Consider the following 17,972-nt stretch of genomic DNA (forward strand, 5'->3'; position numbering starts at 1 on the left):
CTAAATTGAAATAAAGTCCACTTTCAGGAGTGGCGTAATGAAGAAGAGCAGATATAAAGAAGAACAAATCATTGGTTTTTTGAAGGAAGCAGAAGCAGGATTTCCAATTGCCGACTTATGTCGGCGAGAAGGCATCAGTGTTGGTACTTTTTATAGTTGGCGCGCCAAATTTGGTGGTATGGACAGCACCGAAGCACAACGTCTTCGTGCATTAGAACGCGAGAACGCGGATCTTAAGAAACTGCTGGCAGAAGCGCATTTGGATATCTCCGCACTTAAAGTGGCTTTTGGGGTAAAGCGCTAACCCCACAAGCAAAACGAGTAGGCATACAACGTATCCTTGATGCTGGCATGTTGTCAGAGCGTAGAGCTTGTAGCTTGGTGGGGTTATCTAGATCATCATGGCGCAACCCGCCGCAGGATGAAGAAGCAACAGTATTACTTCGGCAGCGTATTAAGCAACTCGCTCATGAACGTAAGCGATTTGGCTATCGACGTATCCACGATATGCTCAAGTTTGAAGGATACGCGGTGAATCACAAACGCGTTTATCGTCTTTACACTGAGCAAAAGCTCACGGTAAAGCGACGTAAGAAAGCCAAGCGACCCATCACAGAACGTGCAGAGTTGCTAATACCTGATGAGCCTAATCAAGTGTGGAGTATCGACTTTGTGATGGACAGCTTAGCTAATGGACGCAAGCTCAAGTGTTTAACAATCGCAGATGACAAGACCCATGAATGTATCGATATTGCAGTGGATCATGGCATCAGTGGTTTGTATGTCACCAGAGTCTTAGAGCAAGCGGCAATATTTAGAGGCTTTCCACAGGCGATTAGAACCGACGGTGGTCCCGAGTTTACCAGTCGTGTATTTATGGGCTGGATGCACACCAACGGTATAGAGCATTTACTGATTCAACCTGGTAAGCCAACCCAGAATGCGTATATTGAGTCATTCAATGGTAAATTTAGAGATGAATGCTTAAATGAACAATGGTTTGAAACATTGGCGCAAGCTAGGAAGGTAATATCAGCCTGGCGCAGAGATTATAACGAAGTAAGACCGCATAGTAGCTGTGGGCGCATTCCACCAGCTATTTATGCACAAAAACTTAGACAAGCAACATGATTTTTAAACGGACTTTTTTTCAGAATCGGTTGGTAGTGTTACAGGGGGCAGGTCACTGTATTACATGATGTAAGAATTTTATTTTGCTCTTTTATTGGCACACAATCTGAAAATTTGCATTTAACTGGCAGTATATTGATTTTGAGAAATCAATTAATTGAAAAAAGACTTAATAATCAGTAGTGTTTTTTTCACTTATTCCGGCATTCGACATTTGTCGAATGCCATGATTAATGCAAAATAATTGATAGAGGTAATTAAACCTTTAGGTTTCTACTAATATCTATATTTTAAGTAATCAAATATCAATGATTAACTCCAGCCAAAATGGAATACCAGAATCAGTTTTCTTAAATCTTTTCATTTACGATTAAATCTAGCCTTGACTAAATATTCATACTAATGCGATTATCATGCTCATGAGCTTCCCAATTATTCGCGTAACACTAATTAAGCACCGCGCCGCCATGGCGGGTGACTTTAATGCATTTATCCGGGGAAAAACTTGAATTAATTAGTGTTATAGATTTCATAAAGGCCGCGGACTAAACCCCGCGGCCTTTTTCGTTTATACAGTAAGAACATGAGGCAGAAACATGCAGAAAGAACAACATACAAATACTTTAGGACAAATAATAGGGCATCCGGTAACTGGTTGGACATCAGCTTATCAGCCAGTAAGAAAAGTACTATTGGGTAGATTTTGTCGATTAGAACCCTTAAATATCAATAAACACGCCAAAGAACTTCATGCTGCAAATGTATTAGATCAGGAAGGCAGAAGCTGGACATATTTACCATACGGGCCTTTTCATTCTTTCGCTGCCTATAGAGATTGGCTCGAGCATTTTTGTATGCATTCAGATCCTCTATTCTTTACCATTATCAGTAATGAATCAGGTAAAGCGGTTGGGCTTGCAAGTTACTTAAGAATAGATCCAGTCAGTGGATCAATAGAAATAGGTCATCTCAATTTTTCAGCGCTGATGAAGCGGACGACGATTGCTACTGAAGCGATGTGGCTTATGATAAAAGAGGCATTCGAGCTTGGCTATCGTCGCTGCGAGTGGAAGTGTAACGCACTTAATATGCCCTCACGCTATGCAGCGCAAAGGTTAGGTTTTTCCTATGAAGGTGTTTTCCGGCAGGCTACAGTCATTAAAGGACATAATCGAGATACAGCGTGGTATGCAGCCATTGACCAGGAATGGCCTGCACTGAATAATACCTTTGAGAGATGGCTGTCACCGGACAACTTTACTGATGATGGCAGTCAACTAGTATCACTTACAGATCTAACCAAATACCTACTTGTACAGCGTGGGTAGTTGTGAGGGTTAATGAATGGTGAAGAGTATACATATTCGGCGGCTCGTAGAGACTGATCAAGGCGTACATGCAGAGTTGTGGCGGGATGCACTGATAGCGCAAGACGAATGTTTTCGAATATCTATAGAAGATGAGTCTTTGCTGCAAATCCAAACAGTGTTTACAAATGAAAGTTTTACCTTAGGTGCCTTTATTGGTTCTAATTTGATAGGTACCGTAAGTGTTGAACGAGATTGGCGTAAAAAGTTAAAACATAAAGCGCTTTTATCACGCATGTACGTTCATAGAACTGCAGCTGGTAAAGGTGTTGGCAAGGCACTAGTAAACGAGGCTATTTCACAAGCAAAGTCTATCCAAGGCTTAAGGCAGTTATATCTCACGGTATTGGAGGTTAATGAAAGGGCTATACACCTTTATACTTCGGCAGGATTTGAAACATTTGCGCATGAACCTGAGTCGGTCAAAATAAATAACAAATTTATTGATGAGCTGCAAATGGTCTACTTTGTAACAACGCCTATTGTTAAGTTCTAGTTAGGGTGTTTGGCCACGAAATATATTCTAGAGCAATGCGATACGTCAGGAGAACACAAATCCGTGTCTGTTTTACCTCTTACAGCCATTTTATGGTTCCAGCTCACCGATATGGGGTAATGCCTATAAGGCAACCATTGTTTAAAGTAACCACTTAAAAACTTTTCTCCCATAATGAGCAAAAAAGCAATTACTAATCAAAGCGTTTGGTGGAAATATCATGCTGCCAGGGCAAGCAATCGAATATCTTAGGGATCGTAAATTGTAAAATTCTACGAAGTCAGCTTTTAGCATCTAAACCATTTGTACAATTAAATTCAATCCATGACACGTTCATGAGTTAGTAATGTACTGAGGTGGTTAAAATGAAGAATAATAAATTGGTGTTACTAGCGCGTTTTGCAACGCAAGCGAGGCGATTCATAGGTGCGGTGAACGTCACTAAAATGTCTACAGATGAGTCGTACGCACTTCAGACTATTTTGAATGCAAAAGTCAGCGATAATGCAGAATTAAAAGAACTGGCAAAAAAAATAAGTCAGTCACTCATTCTCAATCAAAAATTACTAGAGGCTATCGATCATTTTCTAGCTGGTTATATTGCAGTAGATGAGTTACCCAAAGTTGAATATTTTATACAAAGATTCGCTACCCATATTTATAAGATAACGCCTGAAAGTGGAGACTATCGGCACGCAGTGAGCGAGTTTTTGGCTGAAGTAGACGAACACTGTCATCCGTTCTGCACACAGATGATTCGATTATTTTATCCTTATTGGGCTGCCGAATTTGCATATCAAGGCAGTGCACAGTATCTGAATTTATCAAGTGACTTAACGAGCTTAACATCCTCACCCAAATCACTTCTGGATTTATGGGAGGAGGCAGAATCCAGCCTACTTTCAACCACTGAGCAGAGTCTATTGAATTACTTTATGACCGATATGTTGAATAAAGAAATATCGCAGGATGCAGTAGATGCGAGGCAAAAAATCGCAAAAATATTGACCGTTGAGCTCAGAAATAATCAGGCGGAAACACATTCGGATTATCGCAAAACGGTTGATAAAATTCGAGCCATCATTAATAAGCATGATTTAAAAACCTTATTTTTAGAGGTCTCTCGCGACTTTTATTCTTATTGGAGCCGTAGCATCCAGCAACATCAGCATCTGAAATAATAAGATCCAAGCTTCACTGGCTATTCATTTCATAATTGTTTACAGAACCAAATTTTCCTCTGAGATAGACTTCCGCGCTTGTTTATTTTAATAGCGGGAAGTAGTGAATGTTGAAGCGTTTTACTCCAATAATTTTGTTGTCAGCAATGAGTTTTTTATTACATATTTGCCAGGCATTCGCAATGAGTGATCAAGTAACGAGTTCTGGAAACATAGCCGTATCTCATCATAATTACAAAGCCGGTGCAGTAAGCTTTAGCGGCCCAGAAAATGTAGACGGTGGTGTAGGTGCCACTGGGCAATGGACAACCGCTATCGGTGAGGATTATGGCTTTCAGCTGGGTGGCTTTGTAGGTGGCACAGACGATCATGGCCTTTTTAATATCACTGCGCATGGATTTAAGCGTAACTGGGAAAAAGGCATTATCGGCATTGTCGGTAGCGTTAGCTCAGGCACAACCAATCATGATTTTTATTCAAATAATAAGAATATTGAAAACGGTAAAGTCATTGGTCGCTTAGGCATAGAAGGCAGTCAATATTGGCATCGTTTCAACATTGGCGGCGTGATGGGTGCTGAACATGATTATGAAACCTCATGTACAGGATTTTATGACAGGCTTGGTGTTGATTACTATGTGACTGACAATTTTAAAACGGGCATTTTTCATCAGTACACAGGTCACCGTCATGGTGGTGGATTAAAAGCAGAGTACTTATTCAAGTCTGCATCCGATACGCCGCTCTCTTTGTATGGCGAAGTAAACGACGGCAAAGATTATCCATTAACCTTTACCGTGGGAATGCGTGTGTTATTTGGCGCAGATGGGCATAGAAGTCTACAGACACGTGATCATCATGATTATGTAGAAGACTTCATTCCCAAGAAAATGGGAGATTCACATAGAAAATCACAGCTAATGATCACGCCTGCAAGCGGGGTGGGTGCTGGTAGTGCGGGTTCGGGTAGTGGTAGTCCTGGCGGCGGCGGATCAAGTGGTGGCGGTTGTACTGATCCAAGTTGCAGCGGCGGTTAAAAGATAGACTTATCATTGCGTTAGCGCTTCAGGAAAATGTCTACAACTTGTGAAGAGCATTCAGTAGCACGTATGGGATCAATTTGTTATCAATTGTAAATTTCATAATTAAATTGAATATCGGTGTTCCCCGCTTACCGCAACAATCTAAATTGAAATAAAGTCTCCTTTTATAAGCCTCGATAATGCTTCTGTTATTCCCTGTTATTTCGGCCAAGCCTTAAGTGCCAGATTAACCATTTCTAAAAGCTCTTCTTTTGTAGCGCCGCTGGTTGCTTGTACGGACATGCCTTGGTGCAGGGTAGCCAGATACTTAGCCAAATCCTTAGGATTAGCATCAGATGGTAAATCACCCTCTATTTTTGCTCTCATAAAACGTTCTGCTAATAAGTTTTCGTATGAGGCTCTTTGCTTAATTAAGACATTACGTACGACTTCAGCACTTTCACCACTGGATAGCGCTCCCTGAACAATCATGCATCCTTTGGGGTGCTGGGAATCAGTAAGAAATTCTGCAGCTTTAACTAAAAAGGTCTGTGCAACTTTATAAGCGGTCGGTTCACTCATGGCGACTTTAACAAACGCTACAGGGCCAGTTGCATATCTTAATAGTGCTTTTTTAAACAACTCTTCTTTATTTCCAAAAGCTGCGTAAAGGCTGGGTTTATTAATGCCTAATGTTTCGGTCAGTTCCGCTAAAGATGCACCCTCATAACCTCTTTCCCAAAAAATATTTAGCGCTTTATCCAGTGCTTCATCCATGTCAAACACTCTGGGACGACCTCGCGATTTTTTAAGTTCAGTTGTCATGAATAACCTTTTAAATTAATTAATATACCAATTGTTACAAAAAAAGATTGACATGGCAATAGCGATTGAATTATATTTATTTACCGATTGGTATTTAATTATCAATTTTCATTATATTTTTAATAGCAGAGGTGAATATGAGTTCAATACAAAAACAAGGCAAAGCGTTAATCACAGGCGCATCAACGGGTATAGGGGCTATCTATGCAGATCGACTGGCTAAACGCGGCTATGACTTGATTTTAGTCGCACGTGATGAGGCAAAGCTGAACGGGGTTGCCGACAAGATAAAAGCTGATCATGCAGTAAACGTAACAGTGATCTCGGCCGATTTGACGTTGAAAGAAGAGTTAGCGCGTATCGAAAGCATTCTTCGTGCAGACAGTAGCATTACTTTACTGGTCAATAATGCAGGGCTGGGTGCAGTAACAAAACTTGCGGAATCCAATATCGATGATATCGAAACCATGATTTCATTAAATGTCATTGCGCTCACACGATTATCAGCAGCTATTACGCCAGGGTTAATTACAAGTGGTCATGGCGCCATCATCAATATTGCATCCATCGTGGCACTGGCACCAGAGCTACTCAATGGCGCATACAGTGGTTCAAAAGCCTACGTAGTGAATTTCACACAATCCATGCATCTTGAGCTTGCTGATAAAGGTATCAGAGTACAAGCAGTGTTGCCTGGCGCTATCGATACGCCATTTTGGGATAAAAGCGGGTTGCCAGTGAATCATCTCCCAGCCCAAATCGTCATGAATCCAGAAGCATTGGTCGATGCGGCTTTGGCTGGCTTCGACATGGGAGAGGTCATCACCATTCCATCATTACCAGATTTGAATGATTGGCATGTGCTAGAAAGTGCACGCAAAGCACTAGCGCCCAATTTATCCCACACAACGCCAGCAAGCCGCTACTTAAGTTAGACCTAGCGTTAAACACTATTTTTGTAGTCCAAACACAAACCAAAAAGGAGTTATATATGCATACATTTTTAAAATCCCTACTGCTGATAGCCACCACGTTTTCAGTGGTCGAATCTGGCTCTGCTTTAGCTGCTGAAAAACTTGAAACAGCACCTACCAAATATATAGAGGCCAATGGCGTCAAATTTTCGTATCGCACGCTGGGACCAAAATCAGGAACGCCTTTAGTGTTGCTACAGCACTTTACTGGCAATATGGATGCTTGGGACCCAGCTGTAGTGAATGCTTTAGCAAAAACTCGCCCTGTTGTGGTATTTAATAACAGAGGGGTTGGCGCAACTAACGGCGTGGTTGCAGACAGCGTTGCACAAATGACAACGGATGCTTATGCGTTTATTCAGGCATTGGGGCATAAACAAGTCGATTTACTCGGCTTTTCTATGGGTGGCTTTGTTGCTCAGGAATTGGCTGCTCAACACCCTGAATTAGTCCACAAAGTCATTCTTGCCGGGACTACCTATCAAGGGGGCGGTAACAATTTGATGAAGGTACTTGGCGAAGCGTTTTCAAGAGCCAATGCACCTGATCCACGCGATTATTTATTCTTTTCGCAAACAGATGCAGGTAAGCAAGCTGGCAGTGAATTTTTGGCAAGAGTATATGCAAGAACAAAAGACCGGGATCCTGAGAGCGGTAAGGAAATTGCAGATGCTCATGGTAAAGCGTTAATTGTATTTACCAGTACACCAGACCCTGAGTATAAAACCTTAAAAGCAATCCACCAGCCTGTATTGGTTGTGACTGGTAGTAACGACACTATGTTACCTACCGAAGGATCAATCATGATGTATAAGCAACTTAAAAATGCGCAATTAGTGCTTTATCCTGATTCTAATCATGGTTCAATCTTTCAGTATCACGATGCATTTGTTAACTCAGCGGATTTTTTCTTGAGTCACTAATGAGCTGGCCACTTATAGAGGAGTGGCCAGTTTCACCCATTATTTAGACTGAATAGTGAGAACATAGATGAAACCAGCAGAGTTTGTATATACCCCAAGCGAGAAAGTAATGCCAGGGGCATGGCGCGTGTTTGCAATTGCATGCATTGCAGTCTTTATGGTGTCACTCGATACCACTATCTTGTATGCAGGGTTTAATAATATTCTGCAAAGTTTCCCAACCTCTACGGCTGCCGACTTATCTTGGGCAATGAATGCTTATTCGATAGTGTATGCAGCCATGCTAATCCCAGCGGGTGGTATTGCTGATAAATACGGTAGAAAAAAAGTATTTATGTTGGGAGTCACACTCTTTATTACAGCATCACTCGCTTGTGGCGCTTCTCCAAGTGTTTTTTGGCTGATTGTAGCTAGAGTCTTTCAGTCCATTGGTGCTTGTTTACTCTCGCCTGCAGCGTTAGCCATTGTGCTTGAGGCTTTCCCTAGAGAAAAGCGCATGGTTGTCATGGGTGCATGGGGCGCTGTGGGTGCTCTAGCTGCTGCATTAGGCCCAGGTGTCGGCTCATTTATCATCGATATCGGTGGCTGGCAGTGGGCATTTTTCATCAACATTCCAATTGGTTTGTTTTGTCTATGGCAAAGCATGTCCACATTGCACGAGTCAACGCAGCCTAGAGACAAAATGCGCTTAGACTGGGTTGGCATGTTGTTATTGATTACAGGAATTGGCGCGATTGCCTTCGGCATCGTCGAATTGAATTCAGCGCATTGGTCTACACCAGAACTGACTGGCATCATGTTACTAGGCTTGGCTGTGATTTTAAGCTACATCCCTTGGGCTAACATCAATCCAGAACCACTGTTTGACCTTGATCTGTTTAAGAACAAAACCTTTCTATTTTCCAACCTTGCCGGCATAGTTTTTGGCATTGCATTTTCCATTATGTTTTTTTCATTCTTTTTTTGGATGAAAAACATCTGGCACTATAGTCAGTCATTGGCTGGCACTGCCATCATGCCCGGGCCATTGGCAGTCGTGCCAACTGCGATTATCGCAGGCAAACTTGCTTCGAAAATTGGGCATCGACCATTACTAATCACTGGCTCACTCACTTATGCTTTAAGTGGTTTGTGGTTTATGTTAGTGCCAGATGCAAGCCCTGACTATGTGACCGAATGGCTTCCAGGCTTAATACTCAGTGGCATCTCTGTAGGCTTGGTCATGCCGTCGATATCGGCTTCTGCAGTCTTTGGCTTGCCTGCAAAGGATTATGCCGTTGGCAGTGCAATCAATCACGCTGTACGCCAGATTGGCACAGTGATCGGGGTCGCTATCACAGTGCTTTTACTCGCACAGGCTAAGCTGCAGATTACGGATTTTATACCGGTATATTCGATTCATATCGCTTTAGCGCTCATTACAGCCATGCTGTGTATTCCAGTGAATACGCACCCTAGACAGTTGTTGCCCGTAATCAGTCAGAAAGGTTAATTGCATAAAACGAATAGTCGTCATTGGCGTTGGGGTTGTAAGCTCACAATCGCGTTAGAATAATGCTTAATTCTTTCTTGAATGCGCAAAATATGCTTATACCCGAGTTTGAGCAATACTTATTCCGCGCGATTCCAATCACGCGCGCACTCGGCATAAAAATTGATGCCATTGACGCTAGCCGTGCATCAATATCCGCGCCTATTGCGCTGAATAAAAACCATCTCGATACTGTCTTTGGTGGAAGTTCATCGATGGTATGCATAGTGACAGCCTGGTCTCTATTCCAGCATCGTATTATTTCCAATCAACTGAATGGGCAACTAATGATTCGCCAGCAAGAAGTGAATTATTTCAAGCCGATTACAGGTGATTTTGTATGTCATGCTCATTTTAATGAGGATGTAAACTGGGACGCATTTTTAATGACATTTAAAAACAAACATAAGGCGAGACTAGGCATTACTGCGAGCATTTATCAGGACGATAAGCTTGCTGTCGAATTTAAAGGGGTATTTGTCTTACTTAATGCAGATTGAGAAAGAGTGATAAATGACGATCGAAAATAGAATGTAGCAATGCAATAAAAAGCGGACTCAACGTCCGCTTTTTATTTGATGACTACACAACACCATTTTCACGTAGAAATTCTATTTCTTCGATCAATGGTTGAATAATGCTATCTACTTCGGCCTTGCTATACCGAGGCGTAATGTGCTGCGGGCAGTTCCATTCAACAGCTTCAATATGAATAATAATGCCCCGCTCAATACGTGCCCGGTAACTTGGCACTTCTAAACGTGCAATGATCTCTGGCTCTTCTGACTCATGCACGATTCGTACAGTCCCCCACAGTTTTAGGCGACGACGATTGGGGTAATCCATGAGAATCAGTGAAACTCTAGGGTTAGCATTCAGATTACCCACACTCAGATATTGCTTATTACCACTAAAATCAGCATAGCCAATAGTCTCATGATCTAATACGCGTAAAAACCCTGCCGGACCCCCACGATGTTGCACATAGGGCCAGCCATTTTCCGAGATAGTGGCTTGATAAAAGCTGTCACGTGCTTCTATGAATTCAGTCTCAAATTCGCCTAACGTATTACGAGGGTCATCAGACAGCTCAAAATGCTGATTCCGTTCACGGCTACCGTAACGACTTTGTGCCGCTTTCACGCTATCAGTAAAACTAATGGTGGCAAATGCTTTTGACATGGTGGTACTCCTTTGCAACTTGTCATGACAACGACTCATTAACTAAATGCTGCTAGTAACGAAAACGCAATTAAGCAGCTACTTTTAAAGCAACCTTAGGAAAATCAATCTCTAAACGGCTCGCTTTACCTAGCATGTTGGTAAGAATATTGAGGCCAACATGGGTGATGATTTCAACAATATCCGCATCCGAATAGCCGGCTTCTCTGGCTTCTATCAGTTCCGCGGTTGTAATCTCACCCGTATGTTCAGCCAAAGATAATGCTAACTTCACAGCGATGGCAGCTTTAGCATCTTGGCTTTTCCCAGCGCGGTTTTCTGTCATTTCATCACCACTCAACCCGCTTTTTCTGCCGATGGCCGTATGTGCAGATACGCAATACTCGCAAGCGTTTTGCTGTGCTAATGCTAGTGCGATACGCTCACGCGTTTGCGGTTCTAAACTGCCTTCATTTGCAATGCCATGCAGACCTAAAAAGGCGCGTAAAGCAGCGGGTGAATTGGCAAACACTTTGAGAAAGTTGGGCACCATACCCAGCTGCGATTGAATGGCATCGAGTAATTCTTTTTGTTCTGTATTTGCAGTTTCATTGGTAATCGTTGTAATGCGGCTCATGATAGATCTCCTTTAAAGTTAACTGAATTTACACCGCTTAATTGATTGATTCAGCGGATGTATGCATTCTTTCACTTTACATTTACAATAAGAATACTTAAAAAATACAATAAACTATTTCATTTATAGGAATAATAAATGGACAGATTGAACATGATGGCCATTTTTATTGCGGTGGCAGAGCAAGAAGGGTTTGCAGGGGCGGCACGACTTTTAAATATATCACCCCCCGCAGTCACCCGTGCCGTCGCTGCGTTGGAAGCGCATTTAGGTGTTAAGCTTTTTAACCGTACAACGCGATTCGTCAGATTAACAGAGGCTGGTCAGCGGTATGCGGAAGATACCCGACGTATTATTGCCGCCGCCGATGAGGCCGATGAAGCGGCAACAGGCATTAACGCAGAACCCAAAGGCCATTTGGTCGTCACTGCGCCGGTCTTATTTGGTCGCTCATATGTCATGCCCGGCATCTCAGACTATCTGCAAAAGTACAAAAATACTGAGGTTACCGCGCTGTTTCTAGACCGTATTGTCAATCTGCTAGAAGAGGGGGTAGATGTTGGTATTCGAATAGGGGAGCTTCCTGATTCCAGCTATAAAGCGTTGCGAGTGGGGCAAGTAAGACGTGTGTTATGTGCATCGCCTTCCTATCTTGCAGAGCACGGGATTCCATCTACACCAGATGCACTTGTAAAACATCAGCTCATCGTGGCTGGTGCAATTAGCGCTACGGTAGACTGGCGGTTTGAAAACGATGGCTCACCAGTAAGCATTCGAATTAAACCACGCCTCAGAGTCACCAGTAATGACGCAGCGATTGAAGCTGCAGTGTTGGGATTAGGCATAACGCGCCTACTTTCGTATCAAATCGCAACACAATTAGCATCTGGCGAACTCATAATCATCATGCGTGAATTTGAGCCAAAGCCTATGCCCATCAACATTATTCATCGTGAAGGACGATATGCCTCTGCAAAAATACGGTCTTTTGTTGACTTGATGTCTACGAGATTAAGAAATGACCTTGCGTTAAGTTAAAGGCTTGTATCGTTTGTCTTTACCAACACTTGGGGTGAGTAAGCGTGTGACATTAATAAAACTCAGTTATTTATACGGGTTTTGCTTTACTAGATTTTGATTGTTGTTACAATAATCAAATGAAAATAGAAAATGAAAAAAAAGCGGGTGGATTACGAGCTGGTTCCGGACGTAAAGTAGGTACCGGAAAATTCCAAGAGCCAACAGAAGTTATCCGCATCCCCACAAGTCAAAAATCTGTGATTACAGACTTTTTAAGTGCCTATACACGCAAGCAACATGATAACGCTTTCAAAGTGGATTTAGATGCAGTGGGTGATTTCGAATTTCCCACGATGCATCACGTACCTTTGAACATCGCTTTATTCAATTCTAAAGTACCGGCGGGCAATCCTTCTCCTGCAGATGATCATGTGGAAAGCCGATTAGATCCCAGTGAGTTCCTGGTTGATAAAGTAGATGCGACTTTCTTTGTGACCATTCAAGGCTATTCCATGATTGATGCTGGCTTATTGCCTGGTGATAAAGCCGTAGTTGACCGTTCCAAATTAGCGGCCATCGGTGACATTGTGCTTGCCATGGTCGATGGTGATTACACGATTAAAACACTGGCTAGATCTAAAGATGGTCTACCGTTATTACTGCCTGCCAACAAGTCAGGGGAATACAAACCTATCGAAGTAAAAAAACATATGCAGGTTGAGATATGGGGAGTGGTAACAGGGTCGTTTAGACGTTACAAGTAATTGCTGGGGTGGTTTTTGTTTAAAAATATTGATGTTGAGGTGCTTTTATTCTCTTGGTGTACTAGCATCAGCAGCGATTAACCCTATACCTAAACCACCCGCGCCCGCTGCTGCACCGCCGCCCATTCCACCGCCACTATTACCACCACCTTTAGCTTCTCCGCGTCCGCCACCTTCGTCATCGCCACGCGTAGCACGTGTTAAACGTGCTGGACCTGATGCAGGCATGACTACACTACTTGGGATTTGCTCTAAACCCAATTGCGTACGTAAATCCGCACGTAGCGATTTAATCAGCGGCTGAAAATCTACATATTCATCATTTTTTAAGCCGTTTGCGCAAGCAACCGCTAACTCTACTTGGGCAATCGTGCCAAATAAGATGATATCCGCAAGTGTTTCTTCTAACTGGGGTGTGTGATCTTGTCTTGCTGGCGTAAATGATCCAGCTAGAGAGCGATAAGCAGCTACCAACGATTTTAATCGTTCTGACTCTTGTCTATTCTCGCGCTGACGCTTTTGTTGCACGCGTTGCATCACGAACACACGTATTGCCAACAGAATGACTGCCACGACTAGCGATGCAATCAGCGTTAATGGAAGTGGCCCAATATCAGTAATTTTCATCGCCCACCTTTTAAATAATGATAAAGATGATGCATGTGTTGGTTATCATTCCGTTGCATCAGAAATTTGTTCGGCTAACAATCTATTACGTACAAAGTTAATATGCCCGCGCAATCCATAAAACATATCGGCAAACGCTGCAGGTATTTTTATTTTACTTAACTTTGCTTCTAGCTCATCCAGATGACTCATGATTTCTTGACGTTTATTCACATCAAGTGTTGACCCAAATGCATCTTTCTCTAGCTCAAGCAGCGCTTTATAGAAAGGGTAAATAGAGAGTTGGATTTTCCAACGATAGATACTCGGTGCCAATTTTACTGCGGGTATCAATATCAACAATAATGGCACTAAAACGACGAGAATTCTGTTGATAAAACTGGCCATCCAAAATGGAAAGTCTCGATATAGAAAGCTTTTGCCAGATTTGTAATAGCGGGTCGCGTCTGGGCTGATTCGGTATTCCTGCGTGTTGAGATTAGGGAATTCACCGCTTTTAACAAACAGACTAGCAGAGCCATGCACCTCATTTGCCACATCTAGCAATAAATCAGATAGCGCCGGATGCAAGGTATCGCGCGCGATGAGTTCGACACTCGGTGCAATCAAGTTTAAATCATTGACGGGTATATTTTTGCCGAGATCAATAGAACCTTCAGGCAACACCAATTTGTGCAGATATTTAATGCGTCTGGTGTAACCATCTGCCTGATTAAAATTAAAGATATTGATACCTGGTGTTTTAACCAAGTCTTTAATCAATTGCAGTGATACAGAGTCGCCCATCACGAAGATGGCATCGATCTTGTTCTGCAATAAGTCTTCTACTGGATTAAGGCTTGGCTTTTCTATTAACTGGGTACGGCCGCCTAGCAATATCCCGTTTTCTTTCAACAAATTTAATGCCAAAGAGCGTGTACCACTACCGGGTTCGCCAATATTCAATCGTTCACCGGCAAAATCCGCAATCAAGCTTTTACTTTCGCCGCGATAAAAAATCATCATGGGTTGATAAGCAACACTGCCCAGCGACATGAGCTTGTCGACTTTCACATTGCCGACAACACCACTTTGTACGAAACCAATATCAACCTTGACGTGCTTGTCAGCCAACTTATTGAGATTATCGATAGACCCGTTGGATGGCAGTATGGTGAGTTTTACGCCTTCTCTTTCCAGAATAGCTTTGTATTTCAAAGCATTTTTCTGAAAAATGCTACCTTCCTCACCGGATGTAATTGTTAATGTTGTAGGTGCGGCTGAATTGAAGAATAAAAATAATGCCAGAGAAACAATTGCAAAAATCCCCAGCATCCAAGCCAGAAACAGAATGATGCTACCACCATAGATCGCAGCCAATTTTGCCCATATTTTTTTGAAGTGCGCTTTTAATTCAATCATAGTGTATAAGACACCATACACAGTGATTGATTACTATCTAGTTTTAAATTAAATAACATGATTAACGAAGTCAGCAAAAAATTCTCCAGAAACATCTAATTAGATGTCTGACAATACAGATTAGCAAAGTTTCTGACTACTCTTTTAATACACGCTTGTGTAGCAATGCTTCAAAGTCTGCGGCGGGTAACGGCTTAGAGAATAGGTAGCCTTGCGCATAGTCACACCCAATTTGGATTAATAAATCACGTTGTTGCTCTGTTTCTACGCCCTCTGCAATGACTTTGATATTGAGCCTGTGTGCCATGACGACAATGGCTTCACATAATGCAAACTCGGTAGTATCTAAGGACAAATTGCGGGTAAAAGAGCGATCAATTTTGATGTAATCCACATCAAACTTTTTGAGATAAGACAATGAGGAATAGCCGGTGCCAAAATCATCAATCGCCATTTGAAAGCCAGCATCACGAAAAGCCATCAATTTGTCCGGGACGTCGCCCACCACATCCATTAACAGGCCCTCTGTGATTTCAATCACCATATTATGGGCGGGTAAGTTGATTTCCTGAAGTAGTGTAATCCAGTTGTGAATGACTTCATCGTTACTTTTAAACTGAATGGGAGATTTGTTCACAGCAATCTGGAAATCAATCCCCACTAACGTTTTGATATGGCCGGCTTGTTTTGCGGCCTCTACAAACACCCAGTTGCCAATTTCATGGATAGTGCCGTTATCTTCAGCGATGGGAATAAAAATTTCTGGGCTTACAAGACCTAGTTCGGGATGTTGCCATCGTAGCAAAGCTTCTGCTTTGTGAATGTGCCCTGTGTTGAGTTCGACAATAGGTTGGTAATGCACGATAAATTGCTGGGTGTATAACGCTTGGCGCAGGTCGTTAGATAAGCGGATTCGGTAATCAGATTCTTGCTGCATGTGTTTAGTAAAAAAACGGTAACAGCCGCGACCAGCATTTTTTGCAACATACATGGCTTGATCGGCCACTTTGAGAAGTTCAATGGTGTTCTTCGCATCTTGCGGATAAAACGCAATGCCAATGCTGGCGGAGACAAAAGCTTCATGTGTATCTAGATGAAAGGACTCGGACAAGCGGTCAATGATTCTTTGTGCGGTATGTGCAATCGTCAGGTTATCTTTCATATCCCCCAAGATAATAGTGAACTCGTCACCGCCAAGACGCGCAACAGTATCTGACTCGCGCACGCAAGATTTGATGCGCGCCGCTGCTTCAATCAGTAGCGAATCCCCCATATTGTGTCCGAGCGTATCGTTGACTTCTTTAAAACGGTCTAAGTCAATAAACAAGAGCGTCGTCGAGCTAAACTCTCGCTGGGATTTTTTAATGGCTTGTTCAAGCCGGTCATTAAACAAACGGCGATTAGGTAGCTTGGTGAGTTGATCATAATTGGCCTGTTTTAAAATCAACTCTTCCGCTTTTTTAATGGCAGAGATATCTGAAAACAAAGCCACTCGTCGATGCACAGAACCATCATTGTGATAAGAGGTATTGATGGTCAACCATTCTGGAAAAACCTCTCCACTTTTACGTTTGTTCCAAACCTCACCTTGCCATTGACCAGTCGATCGGATTGAATCTGACATGGCTCTGTAAAAATCTGCACTATGGTAATCCGATTGCAAAATGACATAGGTTTTACCTTCTATTTCGTTAAGTTCATAACCAGTCATTTTGGTAAAAGCGGGGTTGATGGCAAGCAGTTGACCTTTCTCATCGGTCACTGCCATTGCCTCGCTACTGTTTTTGTATACCAAGCCTGCCAGTTTAAGCTCTTCTTCGGCAAGTTTTCGGTCGCCAATGTCTTGTACTGCACTAATAAAGTACAGCGGCACACCCTTATTGTTGCGCAATAGTTGTACGGAGAGGTTGACCCAAACAATACTGCCATCTTTATGAATATAGCGTTTTTCGGTGACATATTTGTCATCGTCGCCGTTGAGCAAGCGCTCAATACTTAGCATGTCTGCAGGCAAATCTTCGGGTAATGTGATTTGTTGAAATGTAAAATGCTGCGCCAGCACCTCTTCTTGCGAATAACCAATAATCCGGCAGTATTCTCGATTGATTTGTAAAAAGTGACCGGTGATAGCCACTTGTGCAATGCCTACGGCTGCATTCTCAAACACGGCATGAAACAAAGTCTCGTTATCGCGCAAAGCATCGCGTGCTTTGTCTCTTTGTCTAAAAGCAAGGCTGGATTCATAGATATTTTCTAAACTTAATTGAATGCTGTCACGAAACCGTTCCATTAAATCCATGGTTTTTTTGTTGTAAGCATTTTCTTTTTTATCGAGTATGCAGATCGTGCCGAACACATCTCCGCTGGGCCAACTAAGAGGAAGCCCATAGTAGGAGATCATCCCCAGTGTCACATCCGGATTGCTTACCCATTCTGGATCTGTAAGCGCATTGGGCACAAGCAGTTTGTGCTGAGTACTAATAACGGTTTCACAATAAAGCCCGGTATTGAGGCTGGCTTTTTCACCACAATGGTATGCGTTATCTTTGCTATGGCTGGAGACGAATACTTCAATTTCCGTATCGTGTACGCGCATGATCAATGCGGCTGGAATGTTGCTGATATTCGCCAGCAAATCGGCTGTGATTTGCCAGCTTTCCAGTACATCTTCAGGGACTTCAATATCATCTAAAATCGGAAATTTTGCTGGATGAGATGCAGGATCCATCATTTGACTTGCCCCCGATTTGAATGGCGATGTTATGAATTATGTTCTCTACATTACGCCTATTCAATAATGGGCACTAGGTGCGTGCTTGGGCCAACTCAAGCATTTAACAAAAATTTACCATCTCTTGTAAGTGGCTGTCACAAAGAGAAGCGGCGCGCATTTTCATTGTGTAAACAGCGGC

The 17,972-nt window shown here is 42.6% G+C and carries 17 protein-coding genes; 11 read left to right on the forward strand and 6 right to left on the reverse strand.

Going from position 1 to position 17,972, the window contains the following annotated elements; all coding sequences use genetic code 11:
* The first annotated feature begins 37 nt into the window (after window positions 1-37).
* From A3Q3_RS13835 to A3Q3_RS0109250, 5 genes are all read left to right on the forward strand, one after another.
* Window positions 38-1,131 (forward strand): IS3 family transposase gene (locus A3Q3_RS13835; RefSeq protein WP_088177900.1). Its coding sequence is split into 2 segments (ribosomal slippage): window positions 38-299 and window positions 299-1,131, totalling 1,095 coding nucleotides; the frame shifts between segments, so codons are not numbered across the junction.
* A gap of 596 nt (window positions 1,132-1,727) precedes the next feature.
* On the forward strand, window positions 1,728-2,459 hold the full coding sequence (locus tag A3Q3_RS0109235; RefSeq protein WP_020183306.1) for a GNAT family N-acetyltransferase: 732 nt from the start codon (window positions 1,728-1,730) through the stop codon (window positions 2,457-2,459).
* 16 nt (window positions 2,460-2,475) lie between these two features.
* Window positions 2,476-2,994, forward strand: coding sequence for a GNAT family N-acetyltransferase (locus tag A3Q3_RS0109240; protein WP_020183307.1), 519 nt, complete (start codon window positions 2,476-2,478; stop codon window positions 2,992-2,994).
* Window positions 2,995-3,359: 365 nt separating this feature from the next.
* Window positions 3,360-4,175 carry a hypothetical protein gene (locus tag A3Q3_RS0109245; RefSeq protein WP_020183308.1) on the forward strand — a complete coding sequence of 272 codons (816 nt, stop codon included), beginning with the start codon at window positions 3,360-3,362 and terminating at the stop codon, window positions 4,173-4,175.
* Window positions 4,176-4,357: 182 nt separating this feature from the next.
* Window positions 4,358-5,212, forward strand: a complete 855-nt coding sequence (locus A3Q3_RS0109250) for a hypothetical protein (protein WP_020183309.1) — start codon at window positions 4,358-4,360, stop codon at window positions 5,210-5,212.
* 204 nt (window positions 5,213-5,416) lie between these two features.
* Here the strand turns inward: A3Q3_RS0109250 and A3Q3_RS0109255 are convergent, their stop codons facing one another.
* Complete coding sequence (locus tag A3Q3_RS0109255; RefSeq protein WP_020183310.1) at window positions 5,417-6,022, reverse strand: TetR/AcrR family transcriptional regulator; 606 nt, start codon at window positions 6,020-6,022, stop codon at window positions 5,417-5,419.
* Window positions 6,023-6,159: 137 nt separating this feature from the next.
* Here A3Q3_RS0109255 and A3Q3_RS0109260 point away from each other — a divergent pair, with 137 nt between their 5' ends.
* From A3Q3_RS0109260 to A3Q3_RS0109275, 4 genes are all read left to right on the forward strand, one after another.
* On the forward strand, window positions 6,160-6,957 hold the full coding sequence (locus tag A3Q3_RS0109260) for an SDR family oxidoreductase (protein WP_020183311.1): 798 nt from the start codon (window positions 6,160-6,162) through the stop codon (window positions 6,955-6,957).
* 56 nt (window positions 6,958-7,013) lie between these two features.
* The gene (locus A3Q3_RS0109265; protein ID WP_020183312.1) at window positions 7,014-7,919 is read left to right on the forward strand and encodes an alpha/beta fold hydrolase; all 906 of its coding nucleotides are present in this window, start codon (window positions 7,014-7,016) and stop codon (window positions 7,917-7,919) included.
* A 67-nt stretch (window positions 7,920-7,986) separates the two neighbouring features.
* On the forward strand, window positions 7,987-9,411 hold the full coding sequence (locus tag A3Q3_RS0109270) for a DHA2 family efflux MFS transporter permease subunit (protein ID WP_020183313.1): 1,425 nt from the start codon (window positions 7,987-7,989) through the stop codon (window positions 9,409-9,411).
* 77 nt (window positions 9,412-9,488) lie between these two features.
* Window positions 9,489-9,950, forward strand: coding sequence for a YiiD C-terminal domain-containing protein (locus A3Q3_RS0109275; RefSeq protein WP_026361859.1), 462 nt, complete (start codon window positions 9,489-9,491; stop codon window positions 9,948-9,950).
* A gap of 82 nt (window positions 9,951-10,032) precedes the next feature.
* On the opposite strand, the gene A3Q3_RS0109280 is transcribed toward A3Q3_RS0109275, so the two are convergent.
* Both A3Q3_RS0109280 and A3Q3_RS0109285 read right to left on the reverse strand, forming a co-directional pair.
* Window positions 10,033-10,632: a pyridoxamine 5'-phosphate oxidase family protein gene (locus tag A3Q3_RS0109280; RefSeq protein ID WP_020183315.1), complete on the reverse strand. Its 600-nt coding sequence runs from the start codon at window positions 10,630-10,632 to the stop codon at window positions 10,033-10,035.
* A gap of 70 nt (window positions 10,633-10,702) precedes the next feature.
* Complete coding sequence (locus A3Q3_RS0109285; protein ID WP_020183316.1) at window positions 10,703-11,248, reverse strand: carboxymuconolactone decarboxylase family protein; 546 nt, start codon at window positions 11,246-11,248, stop codon at window positions 10,703-10,705.
* A 138-nt stretch (window positions 11,249-11,386) separates the two neighbouring features.
* Between A3Q3_RS0109285 and A3Q3_RS0109290 the strand changes: the two genes are divergently transcribed.
* Window positions 11,387-12,286, forward strand: coding sequence for a LysR family transcriptional regulator (locus A3Q3_RS0109290; RefSeq protein ID WP_020183317.1), 900 nt, complete (start codon window positions 11,387-11,389; stop codon window positions 12,284-12,286).
* A gap of 119 nt (window positions 12,287-12,405) precedes the next feature.
* Complete coding sequence (locus tag A3Q3_RS0109295; protein WP_020183318.1) at window positions 12,406-13,032, forward strand: LexA family transcriptional regulator; 627 nt, start codon at window positions 12,406-12,408, stop codon at window positions 13,030-13,032.
* A 45-nt stretch (window positions 13,033-13,077) separates the two neighbouring features.
* Here A3Q3_RS0109295 and A3Q3_RS0109300 read toward each other — a convergent pair whose 3' ends face one another.
* The 3 genes from A3Q3_RS0109300 to A3Q3_RS0109310 form a co-directional block, all read right to left on the reverse strand.
* On the reverse strand, window positions 13,078-13,659 hold the full coding sequence (locus tag A3Q3_RS0109300; RefSeq protein WP_020183319.1) for a hypothetical protein: 582 nt from the start codon (window positions 13,657-13,659) through the stop codon (window positions 13,078-13,080).
* A gap of 45 nt (window positions 13,660-13,704) precedes the next feature.
* Window positions 13,705-15,060: a TAXI family TRAP transporter solute-binding subunit gene (locus A3Q3_RS0109305; RefSeq protein ID WP_020183320.1), complete on the reverse strand. Its 1,356-nt coding sequence runs from the start codon at window positions 15,058-15,060 to the stop codon at window positions 13,705-13,707.
* Between the two features lie 136 nt (window positions 15,061-15,196).
* Window positions 15,197-17,791: an EAL domain-containing protein gene (locus A3Q3_RS0109310; RefSeq protein WP_020183321.1), complete on the reverse strand. Its 2,595-nt coding sequence runs from the start codon at window positions 17,789-17,791 to the stop codon at window positions 15,197-15,199.
* Between the last annotated feature and the right edge of the window lie 181 nt (window positions 17,792-17,972).

Origin of the sequence: Methylotenera sp. 1P/1 (assembly GCF_000384355.1) — a bacterium.
GTDB lineage: Bacteria > Pseudomonadota > Gammaproteobacteria > Burkholderiales > Methylophilaceae > Methylophilus.